Here is a 1,293-nt window from a genome sequence, read left to right as displayed (position 1 = left end):
CTGCGGGCGCAGATCGAGCGCGATGGGGCGCAGGATCTGGAAGGGCTGTACGACGGCGATTCGGTTTACCTGGTGGGCGACAACCTGCGCAGCCCGCAACAGGCGGCATTCGTACTGCTGCATGAAGTACTGGGGCATGCCGGCCTGCGCGGTGTGTTTGGCGATGGCCTGAATCCGCTGATGAACAGCATCTACCGTGATCACGCGGACGTGCGCGAGGATGCCGACCGGTTGATGCAGCAATACGGTTACGACAAGGCGCTGGCGGTAGAGGAAGTGCTGGCGGATCGCGCGGCCATGGGCCAGGCCAGAGAGGCATCGTGGTGGCAGAAGATCATGCTGGCCTTCAAGAACTACCTGCGCCAGAACGGCTTCGGCTGGGCGGTGACGAAGTGGAGCGATGCCGAGATCGAGCAGCTGCTGGCCAGCGCCTAACGCCATATCGAGGGCAAGCCGACCGGCGAGCAATCCACCCAGGTGATGGCGCCGGCCTACTCGCAGCCGGGCGAAGCGCGCCGCTCGCAGGCCGAGCGGGATGCGTTGCAGTGGACGGATGTGGGCATGAACAAGGTAGGCCCGACGTACCGCAACGGCGAGTTCACTATCTTGTCGGCTTTGCACCGGACCGATGCACACGAGGGGGATTTTGGAGAAACAGCGCTACATATGGGCCATGCGGCTCATCTGGACCCAGATTCGCAGGTTTACGACTTCGCCATATATGACCGGGATGGACAACGGGTCGCCGCATTGACCGCGCAAGTTGACCCGTTCGGCTCAATCTCCGCGATACACGATATCGAGGTGCGCGAACACGCGCGATCTGCCGGCGTTGGTCGACGGATTGTTGAATCCATAGTTGCGAACCAGCCGGATACGGTTCAAATTATCGATATGATCCCGCAGTCGCGGGAGTTCTGGCGCAAGCTGGAGATTGAAAATGAAACAAGCAGAAGCGATGACTTCATCCAGAACAGGCAGCTCAGCTGGGACAGTCTCCGACGTGCTGACCGGCAGGGAACGCCTGCACCGGCAGCGCGAGAAAGCGATACGGATTCTCGAAGAGCAGAGAGTGCAGGAATCCTTGGCGAAACGCCTCGCGGAGAGGGAGCAACAGAAGAACAGCTGAGCGACGAAGAATTCGCCCGGCTTTTCCCTGATCGCCCCAAGTATTCCCGCCTTGGCCAGCGCACTGAGGGCATGCAGGCGCAAAGACTTTCAGAACAGCAACCGCGCACCAAAGAAGTACAAGACCAACTGGGCGGCCTCGGCGACAGGCTTTCGGACGATGCC

Annotated in this window: 2 protein-coding genes; both read left to right on the top strand. The window is 60.8% G+C overall.

Annotated features, from left to right (window positions below; translation table 11 throughout):
• A partial coding sequence (locus IGB42_RS21790; protein WP_201800057.1) for a hypothetical protein occupies positions 1 to 435 on the top strand: 435 nt, incomplete at its 5' end.
• A gap of 126 nt (positions 436 to 561) precedes the next feature.
• The coding region (locus IGB42_RS21785) for a hypothetical protein (RefSeq protein ID WP_159675652.1) at positions 562 to 1,293 on the top strand (732 nt) is incomplete at its 3' end.

This window comes from Andreprevotia sp. IGB-42 (genome assembly GCF_009848685.1).
Taxonomy (GTDB): domain Bacteria; phylum Pseudomonadota; class Gammaproteobacteria; order Burkholderiales; family Chitinibacteraceae; genus Andreprevotia.
Note: the sequence above shows the minus strand (reverse complement) of the source record. Positions and strands in the feature narration are given on the sequence as shown.